This is a genomic window from Mesorhizobium sp. C264A, from assembly GCF_040324515.1.
GTDB lineage: Bacteria > Pseudomonadota > Alphaproteobacteria > Rhizobiales > Rhizobiaceae > Mesorhizobium.
The window spans coordinates 2,919,783-2,942,626 of record NZ_JAMYVY010000001.1; the positions used below are offsets into that span (position 1 = coordinate 2,919,783).

A 22,844-nucleotide genomic window follows, 5' to 3' on the forward strand; every position below is an offset into this window, starting at 1 on the left:
CTGTGCTCCAGAATAGAGGCCTTCCGGGCAAGCGCAAAGGGTGCTTTGCGATCGCAAGATCACGTCACGCCAATGGCTTTCGGGCGCCGCTATCGGCTCTCCACGGTCGCACCGCAGGCGACGGATCAGCTCGGGAGCCGCCACATTCGCACGCGACCCGCACCGCGCAATTCCGTTTCATCGAGTGGGTCGCAAGCAAATTTCGGTCCAAGCAGTTGGTAAGTTGCATCGGAAATACGGATTTCATCGGGCTCCGCGGACGTTTGAATACGTGAGGCGAGATTAACGGTCTCACCCCACAGGTCATAGGCGAACCGCCTCTTGCCTATGACACCGGCGACGATCGGTCCTGAGTGAATTCCAATTCTCAGCCTTATCGGTTCTCCTGCGAAGCGTTCCCGCCTTACCGCCTTGCGCAGCTCAACTGCATAGCGCGCGAGGGCTTTTGCATGATCGGATCGCGCGGTGGGCAAGCCAGAGACCACCATCACACAATCGCCGATTGTCTTGATTTTTTCGCAGCCGTATCGTTCCGAGAGCCGGTCCGCCGCCCTGAAGAAGTAATTCAAGATAGCGAGCGTCGTCACGGCTCCGACGCTTCGCGCTCTTTCGGTAAAGCCGACGATGTCGGCAAAAAGCACACTCACCTCCGCGTGGTTGTCGGCAATTTTCTTTTGCGCTTTCAACCGCTCCGCGATGGATGCCGGAAGAATGTTGAGGAGCAGGGTTTCGGCGCGCTGGTATTCACGCGCCAATCCCTCCTGGCTCTTTCTCAGTGCCTCGTTCGTCGATTGCAATTTTTCGTTGAGTTGACGCTCCCTCTCTTGCAGGAGCGTCATTTCATAGGCCTTCTGTTGAAGCCGCTGCCTGTTGTCTCGTTCGGCAGTGGCGTCCAGAAAAAGCAGCCACACGCACGCATTGTCAGCAAAAAAATGAAGGTCGGCGACACGCCCGCCGGGCAGTTCGATCATGTCCATGCGAAACGGAAGCTCCGGGCAAGGCAGCAAACCTTCCATGAATTCAAGCTGCCCCGCAACAGGCTTGCCGATGCGAAGCGATGACAGCCCGTAATGTTCAACATTACCGCCCTTGGCAGCTATGCAAAGCTCAGCGTCGATTTTCAGATAAGCGACAGCGTGCCCGTCGAAGAAGAAATTGAAAAACCAATTTCTGACTTCTTTTGGCAATTCATGCATGGTCTATTTGGTGACCATCAAGGCAAGTTGACGAAAGGCGTCATCGACCTGCTCGCCCGAAAGCGCACTTGTTAGATAGATTTGCCATCCACGTTGCCTCAACTCGTTGATCTCACCATCCGATATCGCCCACCGATCGGCCAGATCGGACTTGTTGAACAGCAATACGAACGGCATGGCGCCGAATTCGGCCTCGACCCGTTCGCGCAGCGTGAGTGCCACGGCAAGAGTAGCAGCGCGGGTTCCATCGACGACTAGCACGAGCCCGGTTGCACCTCGAACATAGCTGACGCGGAATGAGCCGATATCGTCCTCGCCGGCCAAATCCCACAAAATCAGATCCACGGTTTTGTCCGGGAGCGCGACGCTTTTCTTGTCGATTTTCACTCCGACGGTGGTCAAGTAGGTTTCTGAGAAGATGCTCTGCACAAACCTGCGGACCAGACTCGTCTTTCCGACGGCGAAGCCGCCCAGCATGCAGATCTTTTTTTGCAACATGTTGGGCTCCGCTAGTCCAGGTTTACCGTAATCGAAACCCGGCGATTGGTGGAGCTACCGGTTAGACTGTTTTCAGGTACAGCCGGCTCAAAAGTGCCCGCGCCCCGAACCAGCAGCAGTTCGGGAGCAACGCCGCGCTTGTTGAGAAGCGCACGAACTGTCTCGGCGCGGGCGGCGCTGATCGACGCGTTGGCCGTCTCACGGCCCGTGGTGTCCGAATGCCCGGTCAACATGAACCTCGCCGTTACGCCGGAATTGCGGGCACTCTGGGCGAATTCCTTTATTTGATCCGCCAACCTGTCGAGAACCGGCGTCTGCTCCGGTCCCGGCACAACCTTGCCGGAAGAGAAGAAAATATCGGTCGTCTGGATCGCCTGCCTCAAATGATTAAGTTCTGCGAGGTTCAGCTCACGCAGCTGCGAGACATCCAGAACCACTCCGTCCGCCGAAAGTTGTTCAGCGGCGGCCCGCGCGCGGTTGATCCAGACGGCAGGAGCCTCACCCACGGCCACGATGCGACCCTGGATGATCGAGAGCTGAACGGTTTTCGGCGGGGACAGCGCCGCCGTCAGCCGCTTCACCACAAACTTCGGATCAAGGCTCTGATAGAATTGCCACTGTGCATGAACGCGGGCAGGATCAACGTCCGTTCCAGACAGCAGGGCTTGCGGGTCGGCGGCAAGCGGGTCTCTCAAGCCGGAAATGTAGAAATGTCCGCCCCTCGCGCTTTGTTGGGCGACGATGATTCCCGATTGGGCCTCAAGTCGCGACACATAATACTGCCAGTGCTCCGCCGCGCGTGCTTCGGGGCTCACGTCACGAACCTTGGAGATGTCGAATTCGGGTCCGCCTGCCGAAAGCTGCCGGGCCGCCGCGCGCGCGCGATCGATCCAGGTGTCGGGAGCCTCACCCTCGGCAACGATGCGATCATCGACGATCGAAAGTCGTACTGTATCCGGCGGATACAGTGACGCCGTCAGCCGCTTCAGCACGAACTCCGGCTCAAGGCTCTGATAGAACTGCCACTGCGCATGAACCCGGGCAGGATCGACCTCTGTTCCCGACAACAGCGACTGCGGATCGGCGCCAAGCGGGTCTCGCAGGCCGGCAATATAGAATTGGCCGTCGCTTATCTTTTGGTCTGCAACGATGATGCCCGGCTGGGTCTCCAGTCGCGACACATAGGCGTGCCAGCGCTCCGCCTCGCGCACTTGGGGGCTTACGTCACGAACCCCCGAGATATCGAAGACCGGCCCGCCTGCCGAAAGCTGCTGGGCCGCCGCGCGCGCCCGGCTGATCCAGGTGTCGGGAGCCTCACCCTCGGCGACGATGCGGCCATCGACAATCGAAAGTCGCACTGAATCCGGCGGAGCCAGCGACGCCGTCAGCCGCTTCAGCACGAACTCCGGCTCAAGGCTCTGATAAAATTGCCATTGCGGATGAACCCCGGCCGGATCGACTCCCGTGCCTGACAACAGCGACTGCGGGTCGACGGCAAGCGGGTCCCTCAGGCCGGCAATATAGAACTGGCCATCGCGTACCTGCTGTTCGGCAACGATGATGCCCGGCTGGGCCTCCACTCGCGACACGTAAGCCTGCCAGCGCGACACGTAAGCCTGCCAGCGCTGCGCTGATTGCCAGGAAAGAAAGTACCAACCGCCTGCCAGACTCAAGAGCAACAGGGCAACGGCCGCCACCAGCCACGGAAATCCGTCGTTTGATTCCTCCTGCTTCAGCTCGACGCAGGTCTGCAACTGCGCCTCTACGCTGGCCAGCTGCGAACCGTCGCCGTCAAACTGCTCTAAGGCCTGTGAGCTTTCCTCATGGATGCGAAGCAACACATCGCGAACGATTTCATGCAATTCCTCCGGCGGATTTCCCCGGATCACCGAAACCAGGGTCGCAAACGGTCCAACTTCCGACCAGAGACGAAGCTCGCCGAAACGGATTGTGTCCAGGCCGCTCTGCTCTTTCTCGTTGAATGAGTCTTTTACAAAATCCTGAATCGCACTGAGCATCGAAGAAATGAGCTGAGGATCTTCGCTCGTTGCATTGTCGGCCGTTACATGCGCTATCAAAAGGCCGGAATTCCGATGAATGAGAAACGCATGTTCCACACGGTAGACAAGGGAATGCTTCAGAACAACTGCCGAGAAGCTTGCCCCTGTTCTCCAGGCTTCAAGTCTCCACTTGAGCCCGTGCCAGGTGAATATGTGCCTTAGAGTTTCATTCAGCGACTGAAAGGTCTGGTCGATCTTTTCGCCGATCGACTTCCGAATTGCCGGCAGAAACACGGGGTACAATATGTCCGTCAGCGTGCGCGGGCTCTTCTGGATCGACCGTTGCACAGCCCGTTCGACAGCTGGCGCAAGCGCCTCGCCGAGTTGCGCGTAAGGCGCTCGTCCGGCAGCACTGGGAAGAACGTCGCCCACGGCCGCCGCAAGCTGCTCGGGTTCGTCGAGCAGATGCGTAACGCGTGAAAGCTCCGAGATTTCGCGGCTGACCAGCAACTGCCGCAGCGTTTCCATGCGCGGATCGGCGGTTGGAACCGCCTCGAACTGCGCACGGTAGTCCGGATCAACGTTCCGGGCAATTTCGATCAAAAGACGAGCCAGAGCCTCGCGATCAATCTCTGTATCGTTCGAGGCTGTTCTTTGCGGAAGGTTGAATGGGTCGACGGTGGACGTCAAGGTCCCATCAACTCACTTTCCAGCTGCGGTCCGAGTTGCTCTTGCTCCCGACGGGATCCTGATTGAGACATTTTGCAACCTCGACAAACAGGCCAGCCAAAAGATTTCGGTCGGTCTTGACGTTGCTGAGGTCGGCAAACATCTTCTCGATCAGCATCTGAACGCCTTCATTCTTCTGCTTGATTTCCTCACGCAGCAAATGATCGTTTCGATTTATCCGGTCCGAAACGTCGCGCTCGAGCGCGCTCAACTGATCCGACAACGTGCGCACCTGCTTTTCAAGAGCCTGGTTTTGCTCGCGAAGATTCCGGTCGATCTCCTTGTCGGCATCGGCTCGTGAATCTTTTTCGCTCCGCAATTGCCCTGCAAGCGAATCGATCTGCTTCTTTGCATTCGACTCGTACATTTCGAGATTGCGCTTGGCCTCGGACTCGACATCCTTGAAGCGCTGCAACACCCGTTCTTCAAGCTTGGAAAAACGGCGGTCATAGTCCTGCATCTGGTTGCCGAAGAGCAGGTCACGGATCTTGTCGACACCGACGGCGTCGCCGGCGGTTCCGTTTTCGCGGGCCTGAACTCCCATGAAGTTCAGCCCGTTTCCTTCTGTGTTACCTATCAGATTTACGTCCGCCTTCTTTTCTGAAGAAGCGGAATTCGAAGATTCCTTAGCCATCCATATACCCCCATTGAACACATGCCGTCAGGTAAGCATGTCAGCAATCGGGCCGCAAGCCGGATTCGTCTTGACTTATGCCTATTCATGGGGCAGCCGAGCGCGGTGGCTAACGGCTCGGCAATGGCAATCAGGGGCGATGCCCTCTCAAAGGCGCGGAGCGTGCGGACGGTTCCGGGTATCCAAAAAGCGGCCTTCAGTCGAACGTCGCCAGCGGCTCGGCGTTGATCTCGACCCACTCACAGCGACGGCTTTCGTGGTAAAAAGACTGGAAGGGCGGCGGGAACGACGGGTCGGCGAAGGCGCCGACGGGAATTGCGATCACACCGGGCTGCGTGTCGATGCGATAGTGGACGGCGGCGCCGCACTCCGGGCAGAAATTGTAGATGACGCGGCCGCCCTCGTCGCCGGTGCGCGTGAACTGCTTCGCCCGTCCCTCGATCGATACATCAGCTTGCGCAAACCGGACATTGTAGCTGAAGGCGCTGCCGGTGCGGCGCTTGCAGTCGAGGCAATGGCAGACCGAGATGCGCACCGGCTCGCCCGAACAGACGGCTGAAAGCTGGCCGCAGAGACATTGCGCGCGGCGCGTGACCATTGTTTCTTCCTCCCCTTCACATCACTGCGTATCGGCGCTGGCCCTCAGTTCCGTCCGCTTCTGTTCCGAAACCATGGCCAGATCCAGCACCTTCTGCAGTTCGGCGGCATGGTGGAATGAAGGCTCGGCCTGCACGCCGCTGCGAACCGCATCGACGAAGCGCTGGTAATTGGTCGGCACCGTGCCGGCGTCGAGCACCTGCCATTTGGCGTTCTCGATACCCCCGCCGACACACGCCTTCAGTTCCGAACCCTCGAGATTGTGCACGACTTCGATGCCGCCCTTGTCGCCATAGATGCGCAGGCGCAATTCGTTGATGTGGCCGGTCGCCCAGCGGCTGGCGTGAACGACGCCAAAGGCGCCGTTGGAGAAATCCAGCGTCATGGCGAAGCTGTCATTGGCGTCGAGGTCGTATTCGCCGATACGGTTGCCTGGCGCCTTGTCGAAGGTGCGCAGCCGGCAAAACACGTGGTCGACATCGAGTGCGGCGCCATAGCTGGCGAAATCGAGGATGTGGATGCCGACATCGCCGAGCACGCCGTTGGAGCCGTGGTCGCGCGACAGCCGCCACAGCCATTTCGGGTCGGTGCGCCAGTCGCCCCAGAATTTCGAGACCAGCCAGCTCTGTAGATAGGAGGACTCGACGTGGCGGACGGTGCCGATCTCGCCGGCCAGCACCATCTGCCGCGCCTTCTGCAAGGCAGCGACATTGCGATAGGTGAGATTGACCATGTTGACGATGCCGGCGGCCTCAGCCGCTTTGGCCATCTCGCTTGCCTTGCCGAAGTCTTCGGCCAGCGGCTTTTCGCACAGCACCGGCTTGCCGGCCGCGATCAGCGCCATGGTGGTCGGGTGGTGAATGCGGTCGGGCGTGACGTTGGCGACCGCATCGAACTCGCCCCACGCCAGCGCGTCTTCCAGCGATGTGAATCGCTTCGGTATCTTGAACCCGTCGGCAAATTCGCCAACGCGCTTTTCATCGACGTCGACAGCACCGACGATCTCGACGCCGTCGATACCGCCGAAGCGGCGGGCATGCTCCTGCGCCATCCAGCCGGTACCCAGTATCAAAAGCCGCATTCTCTGCACTCCGAGCGAATTGGTTCGATTCAATCATATGGCGCAGATACGGTCTAGGAAACCCATGCGGAAAACCGCTACGCCTTTTTTCCTGGATTTTGCTTTAGCGGAAGCCGGCCTCGCCCGAAGCGTGCAGCTTGCCGCCGCGCTCGACGATCGGCTCCAGCGCCTTCTCGACCGGCACGTTCGGCGCCTCGAGGATCGCCGACTTGGTGCCCTGCGGATTGTGCGCCCACTTCACCGCATTGCGCAGCACCTTGTGCACATTGGCGTCGTGATAGGTCGGATAGGTCTCGTGGCCCGGGCGGAAGTAGAAGACATTGCCGGCGCCGCGGCGATAGGTCAGCCCAGAACGGAACACCTCGCCGCCCTGGAACCAGGAGATGAAGACGGTCTCCAGAGGTTCGGGCACGGCGAACTGCTCGCCATACATTTCTTCATTCTCGAGCTCGAAATATTCGCCGACGCCCTCGGCGATCGGATGGCTGGGACTGGTCACCCAAAGCCGCTCGCGCTCGCCCGCCTCGCGCCATTTCAGCGTGCAGGGCGTGCCCATCAGCCGCTTGAAGATTTTCGAGAAATGGCCGGAATGGAGAACGATCAGCCCCATCCCCTCCCAAACGCGGCGGGCGACGCGCTCGACGATCTCGTCGGCCACCGCGCCATGATCCTTGTGGCCCCACCAGACCAGCACGTCGGTCTCGGCCAGACGGTCGGCCGGCAGGCCGTGCTCCGGCTGCTCGAGCGTGGCGGTCGAGGCGGAGATCGCCTTGTCGGCATTCAGCGCCTTGGCGATGGTCGTGTGCATGCCCTCGGGATAGAGGGCTGCGACCACCTCATTGGTCCGCTCATGGATGTTCTCGCCCCAAACGACAGCGCGTATTGTCATGGATGTCCTCGTGGTGAAGCCGACCCGCAGGGGTCACTCATAGTCTGCCTGGGGGTGAAAAGGGAATAGGCAGTGGGGAATAGGCAATAGGGGCAGAAAAACAATCAACAGGCGATGGACGCTCCTGGGCCCTACTGCCTACTGCCTACTGCCTACTGCCTACTGCCTACTGCCTTACGCTCCCCGGCCTTCCTGAGCGACCCGCGTCAGCGGCTTGGTCAGGCGCGGCACGACGACGAGGCGCTTGATCTTGCCCTTCTTGTAGGCGGCAAGGAAGCGGGCGTAGTCCTTGAAGACGACGCAGCCATTGGATTCCGCACGGCCGCCGCGCAGCATGTAGGTGTGGGCGAGCAGGCCGTCGCGGCCGTATTTGTTGCCGCCGCTGACGGGAGTGAGACGGAGCGCCTCGACGCCATGGAAGCGGGATTCGCGCAGTCGCAGATCATAGGTGTTGGGCGGCGTCGGGCCGACATTCTTCTTGTGCACGAAGCGCGGCTGGTCGACCATCGAACCCAGCCCCGAATGGGCCTCCAGCCGCGAGCCGTCCGGCATATAGACGGTCTTGGCCGAGATATCGTACACGGCGACGCCGCCGCCCATTCCGGGCGTGGCGAACAGATCCTTGAAGGCGCGACCGACACCGCCCGCCGGGACGTCCGGCTTGGCATAGGCCAGCATCTCGCCGGCCTGTGTCTTCGACCGTTTGCCAGGCTTGATCCGGCTTGATTGGATGCTCTGGCTGTCTGGCACGCCAGGCAGTGCGGCGACCTCCGAAGTACTGCGTGGCGAGCGCGGCGACGAATTGCCCGGCGACTGGGGTGCGGGGCTCTCGGCCGTCCTGTCGGTCTGTGGCTTGACTGCCCTGGGTTTGCTGGCTTGCCGAGCCTCGGCAGGCTGAGCGGTTTCGGCGCGTGGACGCCAACCCGGCAACGCAATGTTGTCGGGCAGATCGTCCTGCGGCGGCAGCGAAGCGACCTGAACCTCGGCCTGCTCAGTATCCTGCCCTCCGGCGATTGCTTCAACGGCCGGCGGCGGGGCCAGCATGTCAGCGTCTTCCGGCAAGCTGTTGGCCAGCGCCAGCGCCAGGCGCGACGAGCGTTCGATCTCAGCCACTTCCGGCCCAAAGCGTTCCGAGGCGGGGCCATGCTGATCGGGCAGCCGGACTTCGGCGAAACGGGCAGCGACCGGAAGGCTAGCAAGCATGAAGGGCGCATTCGAGGCCTTGGCGAAGGCGGCAGCCAGCTTTTGCGGCGACAGCTCTGCCTTGGCCACCACGCCGTCGAAGCGCATGCCGCGCGAAGTGGCGAGAGCGACGCTGGTGTTTGGCGCAATGTTTGAGGCGACACTGCTCGGGGCCACAGCGTGCGCGGCCGGCTTCAGCCGCGCCATCTTGCCGTCATGCGCGAAGTTCGCGGCGGCATGCGCGCAGCCGGCGTCGCATTGGCTGAGCAGCGAGGCCTGTGATTTTTGCGCCGAAAGCCGCGGCGCCCACGAATTGGCGAGGCTGCGGCGCGAATCGGCAAGTGCTGCGTTCGGCAGAAGCAGACTGTGCGGAAGGCTGTTGGAGGCTGCGGTGAGCGAGGTACCGAGCGAATAGAGGCCGGCCATGGTTGCCACCGACCACAGCGCCAAGGCCGCGCCGACAACCGGCACTACCACCCAGCGCTGGCCGGATCTCTTCGAAGTCAAACCCCGTTCAGGAGTGTCGCCCCGGTCTTTCAAACGCAAAAACGCCATACAACCACTCTCAATCGGCATGCAGGCTTGCGACCCTCGCATCCGTGACATCCACAGTTCGCTGGTGCCCCCTGCACCTTTCGCGTCTGTTGCCGATTGAATCAAAAGATGGACAAAGTTGGTTAACCAATCCCTCCATCAGCCACCGATTATGCGGCGCCTGATACGAAAAAAAGAGCACTCCATGGTCTGCGCCACGGTATAATGCTCTCCCTCACCCCCGCCTTGCTGCCCGTTTTTGCGATCCAAGTCAAGGAAACGCTGCGTCAGCTTGCTGCAAGCCTGTGCTGATTGCCCGCTGATCGGCCTTCTCAATCAGTTGACCTTCCGGTGGCTGGAAGGTCTATCCGCTCAGAGACGGAGACTTCCGGCGACGGAAATTTACCGATGAGAACCGGCATCACGACCGAAGAATCCGACTGCAGGTCGAACCCCTGCTGCGGCTGGCTGATCACAGATGGATGGGGCAAGGACATGGCGCCGTGAGATGGACTGTGAAAGCGGCGCTGCTGTGGCTGGTCTGTGCCCTTACGATGGCCGCCTCCGTCGGCGGCGGACCGATGGTCGCGGCCCGCCAGGCGTCGATGAAGGAGATGGCGGCGGCTGCGAAAACCATTGCCGGCATGTTCGACCGCAGGCAAGCCTATGACGCCGCAGCCTTCAAGGCGGCAGCGGACACGCTGCGCGCTCGCACCGGCCCTGCCCTGATTGCCGAATTTCCGAGCGGCTCGCTTGGACCGCCTTCGCAGGCCAGGCTGGAGATCGATCAGTCACGGGCGGAATTCGAGGCGCTGGCAAATCATATCGGGGCGCTGGCGCGCGCGCTGGCCGCCAAGGCCCAAAGCGCGCCGGCCGTCATCACTGATGACATGCGCATGGGCACCGGCACGGCAATGGGCGGCGGCAGCCTGCTCGGCAAGCGGCCGAGCACCGTGGAAGTCGATCCTACCAAAGTGCCGGCGGAGCATCTCCTGCACCTGATCCTGCAGGATTGCTCGAGCTGTCATTCGAAGTTCCGGCGGAAGCTACAGTGAAATAGACTTACCCGCCGGAGCGATACCCTTTGCTGGCCTGCGCCCCAGCCGCTTGCATACAAGTAAATTCGCTCGTGCTAATATATCGAAGTCATGCATATCCATGCATGACGAGCATCGGGAGGATGCAATGAAAACCATGAATCGCAGGTCTGCAATTGCCCTCGGTCTGACGACCGCCGCGGTAGCGCCTTTGTTCACCTTGGCGGCATCGGCAAAAATCAAGAAATACGGCCCGAAAGAGGGCAAGGAGATTGCGCCCGGTGTCAGGGTGGTGGAGGTCGGCACCGGCAATGCAGACATTCCCGCCTACAAGAGCATCGCAATTATCGACGTTGTGTTTCAGCCCGGAGCACATGCTCCTCAAACCGTGATGGACAACGACATGGTGTGCACCATTACCTCAGGTGCATTCACGATCAAGAAAGCGGACAAGGAATTCAAGCTCAAGACGGGTGATATGTACACCTGCTCCAAGGGCAAGACCGATGAAGCGACGAATACAAGCAAGGAGGTCGGCGTGCATCGCATCGCCGTATTGATACCCGCATAGCAGATGGAACTCCGGCCGGACCACGCCGTCGCGAGTCCGGCCGGCCAGACGAGGCGATCTCGTTCCGTCGTCAGCGCGGCCATCTCACGCCAGCCACTCCCTGATCGCCGGGCGGGCGGGAACGGCGCGCATGTGGTCTTCGCGCTATGGCTTTGTTTGGGCATGATCTTTTGGGGAAGCTGGCTTGGTTTCAAAATCAACGGCTAGGTCGAATGGCTGATCAATCAGCGCATCCACGTGGCCAACACGGAGATCGAAACCGCACGAGTTTTGCCGGCCACCAGGCGGTGTTCGAGGCGATCGAGCGCCGCGACCCGGAAGCGGCCGGCCAAGCGATGCGGGCGCATCTGGAAAACGCCCGGAGCAAGTTCAATTCAGGTTCGGGCAGATTGGACTGGCCGGCAGACGCGGCAGCGCTCTGGCGCAAAGCAAAAAGCCCGCCGTTCAAAGCCGGCGGGCTCCCTTCAATCATACAGCGCGATCCGGTCGCCGATAACCAGGACGACCGAATTTCGGCCTTCAGCGGCTGGTTGCGCTCAGGGGGCGGGCTTCGACGGGTTTGAAGCGACCAGCGATCCGAGTTTGCCGGCTTTGGCCAGACTCGGCTTTTCGTAAGTTTTCTTCACAGAATCCCTCCTCTAATGGCATCAATTTCCTCTGCCAGGCCTGTTTTGTCAAATCTGGCAGCAGTCCGTCACAGGTCCCGGCGGCAATTCGTGCCGTTACGCCGGCTCGCGCTTCAGCGCCTGCGCCATGCAGTGAATGCCGCCGCCGGTCTTGGAAATCTCGCTCATGTCGACGGCAGCAACCTCGAAGCCGCGCGCTTTGAGTTGGCCGATCAGCGACTGGCTCGACGTCGGCGCGATCACCCTGTCCTTGCCGAGCGACATGAAGTTGCAGCCGAGCGCCATCGTGTCCTGGAAGGGCACGTCGATGATCTCGTGGCCCTTGCCCTTCAGCCAGTCGACGATGCCGGGCTCGGTGCAGGCGAGGCACACCGCGGTGAGCTTCTCGGCGACCGGCACCACCATCAGGTCGATATGGACGTAATATTCGTCGATGAAGGCGAGGCGCGTTTCCCAGCCTTCCTTTTCGAACCAGTCCTGCACCTGGCGGGCGCCCTCTTCCTGCGTGCGGGCGCCGCCGCAGCCGATCAGCACCACGCCCTCCTCGATGACGTTGAAGTCGCCGCCTTCGAAGGTGCCAGCCGTGACCATGTCGTAGATGGGTATGCCGAGCTTTTCATAGGTGCGGATGGCGGCATAGTTCTCGCCGCGCCGCCACCAATTGGCCATGGCGGTGATGAAGGCGCCGTAGGGCGTCATGACGCTGGAGTCTCTGGAATAGACCTGCATCGGCAGTTCCGGCGTCGGCTCGTGCCAGTGGATGTTGACGCCGAAATGCTCATAGGCGGCGACGAGGTCCTTGTGCTGCGCCTGGGCGATCTGAACGTTGCAGGGCGCTTCGCGCAAATGCTTGCGCGAGAGCGAGCTGGTCGAGAGGTGGCGCAGGAAGTTTGGCGAGCCGAGCAACACGTCTGTCAGCACGTCGGTCTCGTTGGCAAAGCCCCATGATGTCAGCGGCTTGGTGCCGCCGGCGGGATTGCGGCGCTGCAGCGAGAACGGTTCGGCGATGATGCGATCATGGACGGTCATAAGGTTCTCCTCGATTTGACTATGCAGCTTGATTGGATTGGCTGCTCGGAATCCACCAATCGCGTCCGCGCGCGGTGGTGACATATTCCGGCCAGCGGAAATTGATCGGCGGGTCATAGTCGCAAAGCGGCGCGATCCAGTTGGAGCCACCAATGCCGCCGCCGGTGCGGGTGACGAATTCGTCCATGGCTGCATCACGCGCGGACTTGTCCTCGAGCAGGCGGAGGGCTGCAAGCGCAACCGTCTTGGCGGCGCAAATGACCATCGGGTCAATGGTGGCCGAGATACCGCCCAGCGCGTTCATCGCCCAGGATGGATAGGCATGGCCATTCGCCGAGCGCAGCGCCGGGCGAGCGACATAGAAGCGTGCGGTCGGCGTGTGCCACGACATGTCGGTGTAGTCGTCGGAGGTCGAGTTGATCTGCGACGGAGGCAAATCGCGGCGCAGGATTGCCTCGGCCTCTTGCGGCGCAACCAGCCGCTCCATCTCGTCGATGAAAGGGTTGTCGGTCGCGGTGCCGCCGGCATTGACCTGGACCTCGCGACCGATCGCTTTCGCCGCCTCGTCCCAGCTCGGAGCGCCAACGGTGGACAGCGCCTCATAGGCAATCCCCGCCATGGCGTGATTGGCGAGGCCCGGCCTCGACTTCGACACCCAATGGCGCTCATAGCGACAACCGCTGATCGCCGCGGCCGCGGCCGCATTACGGTCGAGCACCGCGGTGACCTGCTCTGCCATGGCAATGGTCGGCACGCGGATCATGTACTGGATCTCGGCCAGCCCCGCCGGCAGATTGTCGGCGGTCGCCTGCCCGGCGGTGAGGATCGCCTCGCTGATCGACCAGCCGCCCTGGTGAGGCAGCATGGAATCGCGCAGCGCCTTGGAGGTCATGTACATCGTCATCAGTGCGTCGTTGGCGCCGGGCGCCCGCACCGCCGAATGCGCCTGCGGGATCGGCGCGCCATCGCTTGCGCGAACCCAGTTTTCGGGTTCGTCGCAGACAAAACGGTAGATCATCGCATAGGCGGCGCCGCAATGCGTGTCCCAGCGCGCCGTGTTGCAGAGCGGCAGCATATAGAAGGGGTGGAAGGAGATCATGCCGGCAAGGCCGTCATAGTAGCCCTTGGCCGCATGGATCGGCTTCGAGCCCCTGACCTTCTCGGCCGGCTCGCCGGTGAAGCGCAACGTCCCCTCGATGCCGTGGCGTTGCATTGCAGCCTTGGTGGCGAGAAGTCCGCCGAGGCCGGCAATGCCAAGCCCGGAATGCGGATCGGTGTGGCCGCCGGCCTCGCTGCCGAGGCCCGGCCGCGATCGCTTCACCGTTGCCGCGTCCTGGCAGTTGCCAGGCACGGCGTCGTATTCGCCGTACATGCCGATGGTCGGCCCCGGGCCATTCGTCCAGTGGGCGCAAAAGGCGGTCGGCATGCCGGCCGACCCTTCCTCGACCGAAAAGCCCTCATGCTTCAGCCGCGCGACATACCAGGCCGCCGACTGGTATTCGCGCCAGGCTGTTTCGCCGAAATCGAAAATGGTGCGCGTCCACGCCGACAGCGACGGCTGGATGCTATCGAGACAGGCAAGCGCGGTGGCTTGCGCCGAGGTCGTCACCGGTTTCTCCATGCGGCCCAAGAAAGCAGTGAAGCGGCATTGCAAAAAGTGATATGTTTTTCCGGTTCATGCAAATTCGGTTCACCTGAGGCCTCTTGCGAATACCTTCCACACAGGCGCTGCGCGCCCTCGACAGTTTTGCCCGTCACGGCAGTGTCTGGCGCGCAGCCGATGAACTGCATTTGACCCGCAGCGCCGTCAGCCATCAGTTGCGGCTGCTCGAACGCGACCTCGGCTTCGACCTGCTGGAGCGCATCGGCAAGGGCGTGGCGCTGACACCGCGCGGCCAGCGCTATGCCGCCGATGTGAGAAAGGCGCTGACGGTGCTCGGCGATGCGGTGACGCGCCAGGCCGGCACGGGCGTCGGCGGTTCGTTCGCCGTTTCCTGCACGCCGGGCTTCGCCTCTCTGTTCCTGTGCACGCACATCGGCGAGTTCCGGCAGATGTATCCGGACGTGGCGCTGTCGATCCTGACGCCCAGACGGCTGGACGATGTCAGCAATCCGGACGCCGATGCCTTCATTGCCTTCGGCGTCGGCAACTGGCCGAACCGCTCGGTGGAGTTGCTGTGCGAAATCTCGTTCACGCCACTTTGCAGCCCGACACTGCTCAACAAGGTCGGCGGCTTTTCAAAACCGGCCGACGTGCTGCGCGCCAATCTCCTGCATCTCGGCGACACCGAGGACTGGGCGCGCTGGCTGGCGCTGTCCAAGGTGGAAAACCCCGACACCGAAGGCGGCATCTTCTTCTCGGACATGAACCTCGTTTTTTCCGCGGCGATCGCCGGCCAGGGCATCGCCATGGGCGACGAGTTGACCAGCCGCCGGGCGCTGAGCGAAGGCCGTCTGGTGCGCCCCTTCGATATCGCGATCCCCTCGCCGCGCTCGTATTTCCTGGTGTCGGAACATGCCAAGGCCAGCCACCCGGTGCTGGAAGCATTCAATGGGTGGTTGAGGTCGAAGCTGTCGGAGAACCGGATCAGCCCGTACTAGCCTCCCATCCGTGAATCAAATTTGCCGATCAGGCGAAAACTATTCGGTTGCGGTGAGCCGGGGCCCTGCCCTACGCTCAAGCCACGACCAAGGAAGAGGCAGGATGCAGCAACCCGGCCGGGCCGCAGAGATCAAGGCAATCGGGATCGGCAAGAGCTTCGGCTCGTTCCGGGCGCTGGACGACCTGACGCTCAATATCGGCCGCGGCGAGTTTTTGACGCTGCTCGGTCCCTCCGGCTCGGGCAAGACCACATTCCTGATGATCCTCGCCGGCTTCGTGCAACCGACCGCCGGCAAGCTTTTCAGCGACGGCATCGACATCACCGAGCGGCCGGCCGAACAGCGTGCCGCCGGCATGGTCTTCCAGGGCTATGCGCTGTTCCCGCACATGTCGGTCGAGGCCAACATCGCCTTCCCGCTCAAGGTACGCAAGAAATCGGCTTCCGAGATCAAGCGCCGCGTTGCCGAGATGATCGAGCGCGTCGGCCTCAAGGGCCATGAGACGAAACTGCCGGCGCAGCTTTCCGGCGGCCAGCAGCAGCGCGTGGCGTTGGCCCGCGCTTTGGTGTTCGAACCCGGCGTGCTGCTCCTCGACGAGCCGTTCTCGGCGCTCGACAAGAGCCTGCGCGGCCAGATGCAGGCCGAGATGAAGCGGCTGCATCAGGAGACCGGCACCACCTTCGTCTTCGTCACCCACGACCAGAGCGAGGCGCTGGCGCTGTCGTCGCGCGTCGCCATCTTCAACCACGGAAAATTGCTGCAGGTCGGAGCGCCGGACGAGGTCTACGACCGGCCGGACAACCGCTTCGTCGCCGAGTTCCTTGGCGAGATCAACATGCTGCCGTTGAAGGGGGTCAAGCCCGCCGACAATGGCTCGACGGGCCTCTGCGAGGACCGCGCGGTCAACATGCTCTGCAAGGCCGAGAAAGTCCGTGGCGATGCCATATTGGCGATCCGGCCCGAACATATGTCGATCGCGCGCGAAGCCGCCGCCGGCGAGAACGGCATTGCCGCCACCGCCATCGGCTCGACCTATCTGGGTGCGGCGACCAAACTCGATCTGACGACACGCCAGGGCGCCAAGGTGACCGTCTCGGTGCCGAACGAGGTCGCGGCGGCTGCACTCAGCAAAGGCAATTCCGTCTGGCTGACATGGCCGGCGGAAAAGGGTTTCCTCCTTCCGGACGGAGGATGACGACGAGAACGGCGAAGTCTTCCAGCAAAGAATCTGGAGCGCGCCATAACCACCGGAACCAAAACGAAAAAGGGGAACTAAAATGACAAACCAAAGCAAAAAACAAGCCATGGACGGGCTGACCGCCCGGGCTGTGCGCGGCGAGATTTCGCGCCGGCAATTCACCCAGCTTGCAGCCCTCGTGCTGGCCGGCACACCGATGCTGCTGCGCTCGACCGGTGCCTTTGCGCAGGCCAAGGAGCTGGTGCTGGTCAACTGGGGTGGCGATGCCCTTACCGCTTATGACGCCGCCTACGGCCAGGCCTTCACCAAGGAAACCGGCATCGCCGTCAAGATGGACGGTTCGGGCCCGACCGAAGGCGCGATTGCCGCACAGTTCAAGAGCGGCGCGCCGACCTGGGACCTTGTCGACGTCGACCCGTTCTCGGCCATCACGCTCGGCGCGCAGGGTGCGCTCGAGCCGATCGACTACGCCATCGTCGACAAGAAGAAGATGCGCGAGGGGTTCGGCTGGGAATACGCGGCGTCGACCTATTTCTTCTCCTATGTCATCGCCTATGATTCCGAGAAATACGGCAAGGACGCGCCGACCGGCATGGCCGACTTCTTCGACGTGAAGAAGTTTCCGGGCAAGCGCTCGCTCTACAAATGGGGCGTGTCGAGTTGGGAAGCAGCGCTGCTTGCAGACGGCATCGCGCCGGCCTCGCTCTACCCGCTCGACCTGAAGCGAGCGCATGACAAGATCGCCGCTTTCAAGGAAAACGTCGTGGCTTACTGGGGCGGCGGCGCCGAGAGCCAGAGCGTGCTGCTCAACGGCGAAGCCTCGATGGCGATCGTGTGGTCGACCCGCGCCTCGCTGATCGAGCAGGACTCGGGCGGCAAGATCAAGTTCATCTGGGATCAGGGCCTGATTTCGCCCGGCGCGCTGGCCGTGCTCAAGGGCAACCCCGGCGGCAAGGACGCAGCGATGAAGTTCATCGCCAGCGCCCAGGATCCGCAAAAGCAGCTGGTGATGTTCGACAAGCTCGGACAGGGTCCGGCCAATCCGGCCGCCGATGCGCTGATCCCCGCCGACAAGAAGCGCATCAACCCGGTCGATCCCGAAAACATGAAGAAGCAGATCGCGCTCGACATGGACTGGTACGCCAAGAATTACGGGGCAGCACTCGACGAATACACCAAGATCATCTCGGCCTGACCAGGCCGGGCACGAGCTTCGATGAGAGGCACCCTCTCCGACAGGATGGGCGCGGCGGTGCTGATGGCGCCGCTGCTCCTGTTCCTTGTGCTGGCCTACGCCTGGCCGTTCCTCGGCGTCGTCAAGTGGAGCGTCACCTTGCCGACACCGGGGCTCGGCCAGTATGGCGCGCTCGCCACCGATGCCCTGGTGCAGTCTGTGTTCATCCGCACGCTGCGCATCGCGCTGATCGTCACCGTGGTTTCCGTGGCGGCGGCATACGCCATCACCATGGTGTGGGTGCGCGGCAGCCCGGCACAGCGCATAATCGCTGAATTCTGCATTCTCGTCCCCTTCTGGATCTCGGTGCTGACCCGCGCCTTCGGCTGGGTGGCGCTTTTATCCAACCGCGGCCTGATCAACACCTGGCTGCAATCGATCGACTTCATCTCCGAGCCGCTGGCGCTGGTGCGCAACGAGTTCGGCGTCATCGTCGGCATGACGCATTTCCTCATTCCCTTCGCGGTGTTCCCGCTGGCCTCCGCCATGCGCAGCCTCGACGAGCGCGTGCTGCTCGCGGCGCGCGGGCTCGGCTCCAGCCGTATGCGCACCTTCTGGACCGTGTTCGTGCCGATGACGCGCTCCGGCATCATCGGTTCGGCGATGATCGTGTTCGTCTTCTCGCTCGGCTTCTTCGTCACGCCGGCGATCCTCGGCGGCGGCCGCAGCGTGATGATCGCCGAGCTGATCTATCTGCGCATCTTCCAGAGTCCCGATTGGGGACTGGGCGCGGCGATCAGCGTCGTGCTGGTGCTGTTCGTCGGCGCGCTCATGGCGCTGCTGTTCCGCTATGTCAGACCGAAGCAACTGATCTGATGCCGACCTATCGCCCCGGTCCCGTCTCGCTGATCCTCGCCGTGCTGGTGGCACTGTTCCTGCTGCTGCCGCTGCTGGCGGTCATCCCGGTGTCGCTGACGCCAAGCCGCATGCTGGCTATGCCGACGGGCGAACTGTCGCTGCGCCACTACCGCGCGCTGATCGAGGATCCGCGCTGGCTCGACGCCATCCTGCTGTCGATCCGCATCGGCATCGTCAGCAGCGTCATCTCCACCGTGCTGGCGCTGTGCTTCAGCCTTGGCGTCTGGATGTTCCAGCCGCGCTTCACGGCCACCCTTGTCGGCTTCGTGCTGTTGCCGATGGTGGTGCCGCCGGTGGTCTCGGCGATCACGCTCTACTTCCTGCTGACGTCGATCTCGGGCATGAGCTCGTTCTTTGGCTATGACACATGGCTCGGCGTCGCCATGGCGCATTCGGTGATGACGGTGCCTTTCGCCACGGTGCTGATCCTGGTCTCGCTCAGCCAGCTCGACCGCCGCATCGACCTTGCCGCGCGCGGCCTTGGCGCCGGCGTGTGGGAACGCGCGACGCGCATCATCATGCCCAACATCAAGTTCGGCATCGTCACCGCTGCACTTCTCTCCTTCGTGCTGTCTTGGGAAGAGATCGGCGTGACCCTGTTCATCACCTCGGTCAACGCCATCACGCTGCCGCGGCTGATGTGGATGGGCCTGCGCGACAACATCGACCCGGCGATCGCAGCCCTTTCGGTGATCCTGATCATCATCACCGTGCTGGTCCTGGCGGTGAGGACTGTGGTGGTGAAGATGCGCGGCGGGCACTGAGCCAAGGTGGCCAACAACAATCGGCGATAGCCAAGCCGCTGTGTGAAGGGCGTTACGGACGGTGAGCGCCGGGTGCATTACGCGGCGTCATGGGAAACCTGCCGCTGGTGACATTTGCCTTCGTGTCGGTGCTCGGAATGGCGGTTCCGGGACCGGACGTCGTGCTCGCCATCACCAACGGCTCCCGCTACGGTTTTCGACGCGCGTTTCTCGGCATGGCCGGCGTCGTACTGTCTGATTTCGTTCTTATCAGCATCGTCGCGCTGGGCTTCGGCGCTCTTCTGCTGGCTTCGGAATTCTATCTCTCGGCTCTCAGGATGTTCGGCGCGGGCTATCTGCTTTTCGTCGCCATCGGTACCCTGCGCACCGCGTCCCGACCTTCGTTCAACCCTAACGTTCCCGAAACACGGCATTCAGCCAAGGCACTCATTGGGCGCTGCTTCCTGGTGGCGGTCACAAATCCGGCGGCCTGGCTGCTTTTCCCCGCGATCCTGCCGCATTTTGTCCGCGTGGATGAGCCGATCGCGATCCAGTATGGCATCCTGGCCATTATCGCCGCGCTTGCCGATGTGTTTGTGCTGACGTTTTACGCAGCCCTTGGCGCGCGGGCTGCAAGGCTTCTGGCTGGGCCAAACGCCGTGTGGATCGACCGGTTGTACGGTATCGCCCTGCTTGGTCTTTCGAGCACTTTGATCCTGCAATCCCTCGGGCATCTGAGATAGTCGACACAGGACTACACAGGGCCGGATTTAGCAATCGGCCCGTAGTCAGCTTGCGAAGAATCTCGACAGCCTTGCAGCCGTGTCTTCGGGGTGCTCTTCCGGGAAGAAATGCCCACCCTTGACCGAGCCGCCTCCGACGTTATCAGCCCATTGCCGCCAGATCGCCAACGGGCCGCCCTCCTCCGCATACCAGTTCTCCAACCCGCCCTCGCCGCTCCAGAGCGCAAGCAGCGGGCATCTGATGCGACAGCCATCAGCCTGGTCCTGCGCGTCGTGCTCGCGGTCGATGCCTGCGGCGGCGCGATATTCCTCGCAGATGGCGTGGGCATGGGCGGGATCACGCAGCGCCTCGATATAGGCGGCCCTGACCTCAGCGGGAAAAGCATCTGGAGCCGAGCCCCAGCCGGCGATCGCATTGTCGACAACTGCGTCGGGTGCTGCGGACAACAGGCGCTCAGGCAGCGGTTCCGGCTGGGCGAGCAGGCTCCACGGCCAGAAGGCCAGCGCCAACCTGGCATCGGCCCGATCCCAGGCGGAGGCCGTGGGGACGATGTCGAGAACGGCGACTTTCGACACGGTTTCGGGATGGTCGAGCGCCAGCCGGTAGGCGACGCGACCGCCACGGTCGTGGCCGGCAACCATGAAACGGTCGAAACCGAGAACGTCCATAACCTGCACCATGTCGCGCGCCATCGCTCGTTTGGAATAGGCGGCATGATTGGCTCCGGAAGCCGGACAGCCGCTTTGTCCGTAGCCTCTCAGATCGGCGGCGACCACGCTGAAATGCGGCGCCAGGGCCACGGCGATGTCCCGCCACATCACATGCGTTTCGGGAAAGCCATGCAGGAGCAGCAACGGCGGCCCTGAGCCACCGGCCCTGACGAAGATCGATGTCTCCTCCATTTGAACGGTCCTGGCGTCAAAGCCCGCAAACATCAGCTGCCGCCAACCAGTCCGTGGCTGGAACGGATTCGCAGCACCTGGACACCCTTCGGCAATTCGATCAGGAACTCCTTGTCGCGGTCGAGATGGTGGATGCTTTGCGGATCGCCGCCGGTAAAGGCGGCCATCGCCTCGACGCTCTCCCAATAGGAGATGGTGATGAATTCCGAATGCGTCGGCGTGTCCTCGCGAAAAGTCTGCACGCCAAGCGCTTTCTCGATCAGCGGCTTGATACCAGCCTCGTAATTGTAGCGCTCATAGGCGTCGGCCCTGCCGGGCGAGGTCCTGCCGCGCCAGATGCGCGCAATGGTCGGGGTTTTCGGTGCCATCTCCTATAACACCCGAAGGCGCGCCGCGTTCCGACTATCCTGACTGGCCGCACAACTGGCTGATAGTCGACGTATGGCAAAGGTTCCGTACAGTAACTTGCACTGGACACGCGGCTATCCTGTCAAGTCCAAACGTGCTCTCTTGTGCTCAACTTGGGAGGGCACAATGAAACTACGTCTAGCTTTCGCTGTATTCACCGCAGGAATTTTCTCGCATTGTCGGCTGCCTCGGCCGGACAAGGGGAACAGCAAAACATCAACTTCCTGGCTCGGATGTCCGATGCAAGGTTAAATTCGGCCGCCAGAATGGCCGGTGACCTCGTTGGCGTAAGGCAAAGATGTCCGGCGTTGAGGCCAACGGAAGACGGAAAAGCAATTTTCGCCGTCCCGGTCCTTTTGTATGATGGGCGGGACAAACACCTGACCCCAGACCCCCGAAAGTTCAACATGGCCATCCATACCTATGAGAGGGCTTTCGCAATGGCGGCCCAGAGATCGGCAAGTTGCCAAAGCGAGAGGGCCAAATACCCGAAACTTTACCGGTAGATGGCTAACAAGGACGACCTTCAGTCTCCGGCGCCGCGACGCCTCACCTAAGGTATTGAAATTATTGGCAGGATTCGAAGCTGTGACCATCGGCTTAGAAGGCCGGTGCTCTATCCGGCGGAGCTACGGGACCGCTGCCGTCAGCGAACGCGCTCTACCTTCAGGCAGCATGCAGGGTCGGGATGGCGCTAACGTCAACTTCGCGCTCCGCATGCCAGGCATCATACGCGGCCTGCATCCTGAGCCAGATCGCGGCACCATCGCCGAACATCTTGCCAAGAAGGGCGGCCACGGCAGGCGATACCGGCTTCTTCTCACGGATGATATCGTAGAGCTGCTGGGCGCGAGATTCCGAGCAGATTGGCGATTTCCACCTTGGTCTTGCCGGCGGCGGGAACGATGTCGTCGAGCAACGCGCCAGGATGGGAAGGGCAGCGCTCGGTCGTTCTGTTTCGTTCGTACACCTTCAGAGTGCTACCCATATGCCAGGTACAAACCGTAACCTATGTGTCCGGAATGGACCCGGCAAAATTGGCGATCCCGACAGGATTCGAACCTGTGACCATCGGCTTAGAAGGCCGGTGCTCTATCCAGCTGAGCTACGGGACCGCTGGCCGGCATTTGATATCTTGGCCGGCTGGTGTCTATGTGCCAGGCGCTGACCGCCGGTTAATGCGTCCAGGGTATCCTGCGGTCATAGCGGAAATTTTCCGCATAGGAAATCTGCCGGCGCTTGGTCTCTTTCGGCTCCTCGACACGGAAGGCCAGGCCCTGCTTTTCGGCATAGGCCACCGCCTCTTCCCTGGTGTCGAAGGTCAGCCTGATCTGGCTCAGCATGTCGCCCGATGTGGTGTAGCCCATCAGCGGGTCGATCTTCTTGCGTTGGGCGGGATCGAATTCCAGCACCCAATGGCCGGTCTTGGCCTTGCCGGACTGCATCGCGGTTTTGGCTGGGCTGAAAATTCGCGCGGACATGGGCACCTCGTAGCTGCGTTGGCGGTAGCGCCGCCTTATTTCAGTCAATACTGTGCAACACTGCCGACGGCA

Annotated in this window: 22 protein-coding genes, 1 tRNA gene and 1 pseudogene; 9 read left to right on the top strand and 15 right to left on the bottom strand. The window is 61.9% G+C overall.

Annotated features, from left to right (window positions below; genetic code table 11):
• Nucleotides 1-125 precede the first annotated feature (125 nt).
• The 8 genes from NKL04_RS14390 to NKL04_RS14425 all read right to left on the bottom strand — a co-directional run bounded on the left by NKL04_RS14390 (nucleotide 126) and on the right by NKL04_RS14425 (nucleotide 9,361).
• Complete coding sequence (locus tag NKL04_RS14390; protein WP_023684785.1) at nucleotides 126-1,196, bottom strand: adenylate/guanylate cyclase domain-containing protein; 1,071 nt, start codon at nucleotides 1,194-1,196, stop codon at nucleotides 126-128.
• Nucleotides 1,197-1,199: 3 nt separating this feature from the next.
• A complete protein-coding gene (locus NKL04_RS14395; protein WP_023670316.1) occupies nucleotides 1,200-1,694 on the bottom strand; it encodes a Rab family GTPase in 495 nt (164 codons plus the stop codon).
• Nucleotides 1,695-1,705: 11 nt separating this feature from the next.
• Nucleotides 1,706-4,384: an OmpA family protein gene (locus NKL04_RS14400; protein WP_352723792.1), complete on the bottom strand. Its 2,679-nt coding sequence runs from the start codon at nucleotides 4,382-4,384 to the stop codon at nucleotides 1,706-1,708.
• Nucleotides 4,385-4,391: 7 nt separating this feature from the next.
• Entirely contained in the window at nucleotides 4,392-5,057 is a 666-nt protein-coding gene (locus tag NKL04_RS14405) for a hypothetical protein (RefSeq protein ID WP_023670314.1), read from the bottom strand.
• Nucleotides 5,058-5,253: 196 nt separating this feature from the next.
• Nucleotides 5,254-5,655: a GFA family protein gene (locus NKL04_RS14410; RefSeq protein ID WP_023670313.1), complete on the bottom strand. Its 402-nt coding sequence runs from the start codon at nucleotides 5,653-5,655 to the stop codon at nucleotides 5,254-5,256.
• Nucleotides 5,656-5,676: 21 nt separating this feature from the next.
• Nucleotides 5,677-6,735 carry a Gfo/Idh/MocA family protein gene (locus NKL04_RS14415; RefSeq protein WP_023701868.1) on the bottom strand — a complete coding sequence of 353 codons (1,059 nt, stop codon included), beginning with the start codon at nucleotides 6,733-6,735 and terminating at the stop codon, nucleotides 5,677-5,679.
• Between the two features lie 103 nt (nucleotides 6,736-6,838).
• Nucleotides 6,839-7,624 (bottom strand): ThuA domain-containing protein, encoded by a 786-nt coding sequence (locus tag NKL04_RS14420; protein WP_023701869.1) that lies wholly within the window; start codon nucleotides 7,622-7,624, stop codon nucleotides 6,839-6,841.
• Between the two features lie 174 nt (nucleotides 7,625-7,798).
• Nucleotides 7,799-9,361, bottom strand: a complete 1,563-nt coding sequence (locus NKL04_RS14425; protein ID WP_084568578.1) for a DUF2778 domain-containing protein — start codon at nucleotides 9,359-9,361, stop codon at nucleotides 7,799-7,801.
• 482 nt (nucleotides 9,362-9,843) lie between these two features.
• Here NKL04_RS14425 and NKL04_RS14430 point away from each other — a divergent pair, with 482 nt between their 5' ends.
• The 3 genes from NKL04_RS14430 (at nucleotide 9,844) to NKL04_RS14440 (ending at nucleotide 11,511) form a co-directional block, all read left to right on the top strand.
• A complete protein-coding gene (locus NKL04_RS14430; protein WP_031198104.1) occupies nucleotides 9,844-10,395 on the top strand; it encodes a cytochrome c in 552 nt (183 codons plus the stop codon).
• A gap of 130 nt (nucleotides 10,396-10,525) precedes the next feature.
• Complete coding sequence (locus NKL04_RS14435; protein WP_023684778.1) at nucleotides 10,526-10,948, top strand: hypothetical protein; 423 nt, start codon at nucleotides 10,526-10,528, stop codon at nucleotides 10,946-10,948.
• Between the two features lie 146 nt (nucleotides 10,949-11,094).
• Nucleotides 11,095-11,511 (top strand): FCD domain-containing protein, encoded by a 417-nt coding sequence (locus NKL04_RS14440; protein ID WP_084568579.1) that lies wholly within the window; start codon nucleotides 11,095-11,097, stop codon nucleotides 11,509-11,511.
• A gap of 159 nt (nucleotides 11,512-11,670) precedes the next feature.
• On the opposite strand, the gene NKL04_RS14445 is transcribed toward NKL04_RS14440, so the two are convergent.
• Together NKL04_RS14445 and NKL04_RS14450 are read right to left on the bottom strand one after the other, a co-directional pair.
• Nucleotides 11,671-12,603, bottom strand: a complete 933-nt coding sequence (locus tag NKL04_RS14445) for a dimethylarginine dimethylaminohydrolase family protein (protein ID WP_023695542.1) — start codon at nucleotides 12,601-12,603, stop codon at nucleotides 11,671-11,673.
• A 19-nt stretch (nucleotides 12,604-12,622) separates the two neighbouring features.
• Nucleotides 12,623-14,224: a zinc-binding metallopeptidase family protein gene (locus NKL04_RS14450; protein ID WP_031193513.1), complete on the bottom strand. Its 1,602-nt coding sequence runs from the start codon at nucleotides 14,222-14,224 to the stop codon at nucleotides 12,623-12,625.
• Between the two features lie 83 nt (nucleotides 14,225-14,307).
• Here NKL04_RS14450 and NKL04_RS14455 point away from each other — a divergent pair, with 83 nt between their 5' ends.
• From NKL04_RS14455 to NKL04_RS14480, 6 genes are all read left to right on the top strand, one after another.
• A complete protein-coding gene (locus NKL04_RS14455; protein WP_023684774.1) occupies nucleotides 14,308-15,204 on the top strand; it encodes a LysR substrate-binding domain-containing protein in 897 nt (298 codons plus the stop codon).
• A 103-nt stretch (nucleotides 15,205-15,307) separates the two neighbouring features.
• Nucleotides 15,308-16,399 (top strand): ABC transporter ATP-binding protein, encoded by a 1,092-nt coding sequence (locus NKL04_RS14460; RefSeq protein WP_023701872.1) that lies wholly within the window; start codon nucleotides 15,308-15,310, stop codon nucleotides 16,397-16,399.
• Between the two features lie 82 nt (nucleotides 16,400-16,481).
• Complete coding sequence (locus NKL04_RS14465; RefSeq protein ID WP_023701873.1) at nucleotides 16,482-17,597, top strand: ABC transporter substrate-binding protein; 1,116 nt, start codon at nucleotides 16,482-16,484, stop codon at nucleotides 17,595-17,597.
• Nucleotides 17,598-17,618: 21 nt separating this feature from the next.
• Nucleotides 17,619-18,452: an ABC transporter permease gene (locus tag NKL04_RS14470; RefSeq protein WP_023701874.1), complete on the top strand. Its 834-nt coding sequence runs from the start codon at nucleotides 17,619-17,621 to the stop codon at nucleotides 18,450-18,452.
• Nucleotides 18,452-19,258 (top strand): ABC transporter permease, encoded by an 807-nt coding sequence (locus NKL04_RS14475; RefSeq protein ID WP_023689053.1) that lies wholly within the window; start codon nucleotides 18,452-18,454, stop codon nucleotides 19,256-19,258. Before NKL04_RS14470 ends, NKL04_RS14475 begins: the two co-directional genes overlap by 1 nt.
• A 137-nt stretch (nucleotides 19,259-19,395) precedes the next feature.
• The gene (locus tag NKL04_RS14480; RefSeq protein ID WP_280790913.1) at nucleotides 19,396-19,980 is read left to right on the top strand and encodes a LysE family translocator; all 585 of its coding nucleotides are present in this window, start codon (nucleotides 19,396-19,398) and stop codon (nucleotides 19,978-19,980) included.
• Between the two features lie 45 nt (nucleotides 19,981-20,025).
• Here the strand turns inward: NKL04_RS14480 and NKL04_RS14485 are convergent, their stop codons facing one another.
• The 5 genes and pseudogenes from NKL04_RS14485 to NKL04_RS14505 form a co-directional block, all read right to left on the bottom strand.
• The gene (locus NKL04_RS14485) at nucleotides 20,026-20,916 is read right to left on the bottom strand and encodes an alpha/beta fold hydrolase (protein ID WP_023684769.1); all 891 of its coding nucleotides are present in this window, start codon (nucleotides 20,914-20,916) and stop codon (nucleotides 20,026-20,028) included.
• A complete protein-coding gene (locus NKL04_RS14490; RefSeq protein WP_023738659.1) occupies nucleotides 20,916-21,251 on the bottom strand; it encodes an antibiotic biosynthesis monooxygenase family protein in 336 nt (111 codons plus the stop codon). The genes NKL04_RS14485 and NKL04_RS14490 overlap by 1 nt, the downstream gene beginning before the upstream one ends.
• Before the next feature lie 706 nt (nucleotides 21,252-21,957).
• A pseudogene (locus NKL04_RS14495) lies at nucleotides 21,958-22,279 on the bottom strand (HigA family addiction module antitoxin).
• Between the two features lie 50 nt (nucleotides 22,280-22,329).
• Nucleotides 22,330-22,406: transfer RNA gene (locus NKL04_RS14500), tRNA-Arg, on the bottom strand.
• A 60-nt stretch (nucleotides 22,407-22,466) separates the two neighbouring features.
• Entirely contained in the window at nucleotides 22,467-22,772 is a 306-nt protein-coding gene (locus NKL04_RS14505; RefSeq protein WP_023670294.1) for an ETC complex I subunit, read from the bottom strand.
• Nucleotides 22,773-22,844 lie beyond the last annotated feature (72 nt).

Bases quoted from the DNA above. Each gene is read 5' to 3' on its own strand.
- NKL04_RS14390 (WP_023684785.1), bottom strand. From the start codon at position 1,196: ATGCATGAATTGCCAAAAGAAGTCAGAAATTGGTTTTTCAATTTCTTC.
- NKL04_RS14395 (WP_023670316.1), bottom strand. From the start codon at position 1,694: ATGTTGCAAAAAAAGATCTGCATGCTGGGCGGCTTCGCCGTCGGAAAG.
- NKL04_RS14405 (WP_023670314.1), bottom strand. From the start codon at position 5,057: ATGGCTAAGGAATCTTCGAATTCCGCTTCTTCAGAAAAGAAGGCGGAC.
- NKL04_RS14410 (WP_023670313.1), bottom strand. From the start codon at position 5,655: ATGGTCACGCGCCGCGCGCAATGTCTCTGCGGCCAGCTTTCAGCCGTC.
- NKL04_RS14415 (WP_023701868.1), bottom strand. From the start codon at position 6,735: ATGCGGCTTTTGATACTGGGTACCGGCTGGATGGCGCAGGAGCATGCC.
- NKL04_RS14420 (WP_023701869.1), bottom strand. From the start codon at position 7,624: ATGACAATACGCGCTGTCGTTTGGGGCGAGAACATCCATGAGCGGACC.
- NKL04_RS14425 (WP_084568578.1), bottom strand. From the start codon at position 9,361: ATGGCGTTTTTGCGTTTGAAAGACCGGGGCGACACTCCTGAACGGGGT.
- NKL04_RS14435 (WP_023684778.1), top strand. From the start codon at position 10,526: ATGAAAACCATGAATCGCAGGTCTGCAATTGCCCTCGGTCTGACGACC.
- NKL04_RS14440 (WP_084568579.1), top strand. From the start codon at position 11,095: ATGGCTTTGTTTGGGCATGATCTTTTGGGGAAGCTGGCTTGGTTTCAA.
- NKL04_RS14445 (WP_023695542.1), bottom strand. From the start codon at position 12,603: ATGACCGTCCATGATCGCATCATCGCCGAACCGTTCTCGCTGCAGCGC.
- NKL04_RS14450 (WP_031193513.1), bottom strand. From the start codon at position 14,224: ATGGAGAAACCGGTGACGACCTCGGCGCAAGCCACCGCGCTTGCCTGT.
- NKL04_RS14460 (WP_023701872.1), top strand. From the start codon at position 15,308: ATGCAGCAACCCGGCCGGGCCGCAGAGATCAAGGCAATCGGGATCGGC.
- NKL04_RS14465 (WP_023701873.1), top strand. From the start codon at position 16,482: ATGACAAACCAAAGCAAAAAACAAGCCATGGACGGGCTGACCGCCCGG.
- NKL04_RS14470 (WP_023701874.1), top strand. From the start codon at position 17,619: ATGAGAGGCACCCTCTCCGACAGGATGGGCGCGGCGGTGCTGATGGCG.
- NKL04_RS14475 (WP_023689053.1), top strand. From the start codon at position 18,452: ATGCCGACCTATCGCCCCGGTCCCGTCTCGCTGATCCTCGCCGTGCTG.
- NKL04_RS14480 (WP_280790913.1), top strand. From the start codon at position 19,396: ATGGCGGTTCCGGGACCGGACGTCGTGCTCGCCATCACCAACGGCTCC.
- NKL04_RS14485 (WP_023684769.1), bottom strand. From the start codon at position 20,916: ATGTTTGCGGGCTTTGACGCCAGGACCGTTCAAATGGAGGAGACATCG.
- NKL04_RS14490 (WP_023738659.1), bottom strand. From the start codon at position 21,251: ATGGCACCGAAAACCCCGACCATTGCGCGCATCTGGCGCGGCAGGACC.
- NKL04_RS14505 (WP_023670294.1), bottom strand. From the start codon at position 22,772: ATGTCCGCGCGAATTTTCAGCCCAGCCAAAACCGCGATGCAGTCCGGC.